We start from the raw sequence: 402 nt of genomic DNA, 5'->3' as shown, positions 1-402 counted from the left end.
TTTATTTTATATTTTATTATATGGATAATATAAACAACAAAGAGAATTATTTGATTCTCAATAAATATCTCAATAAGGATGAAAAAATACTTTTAACTTTTCCTGAAAGGAATTTTAATAAAAATAAATTTAAATCACATGAAAAGGCTGCAGTTACAGATAAAAGGTTTATTTATTTATATAATATAGATGATTATTTGGATTCATCCATGAAATATTTACCTTTAAATGAAATAAAAGGCTTTTCACAGGAGAATGTAAGAAAAAGCTACATAAATATTTCATTATTTTTTATTTTTCTGGGCATATTATTTCTTTTGTTTCTTCGCAATGGAATGATAAGTTTGCTGCTTTTTATAACAGCCACATTATTTATAATTTTTAGTAAAAAATATGTTAATA

General features: G+C 21.1%; 1 protein-coding gene. It reads left to right on the top strand.

Going from position 1 to position 402, the window contains the following annotated elements:
- Window positions 1-50 precede the first annotated feature (50 nt).
- The coding region (locus AOG55_RS00525) for a hypothetical protein (RefSeq protein ID WP_156318710.1) at window positions 51-402 on the top strand (352 nt) is incomplete at its 3' end.

Origin of the sequence: Acidiplasma cupricumulans, assembly GCF_001402935.1 — an archaeon.
Lineage (GTDB): Archaea > Thermoplasmatota > Thermoplasmata > Thermoplasmatales > Thermoplasmataceae > Acidiplasma > Acidiplasma aeolicum.
This window is presented reverse-complemented; position numbering and strand designations above follow the sequence as displayed.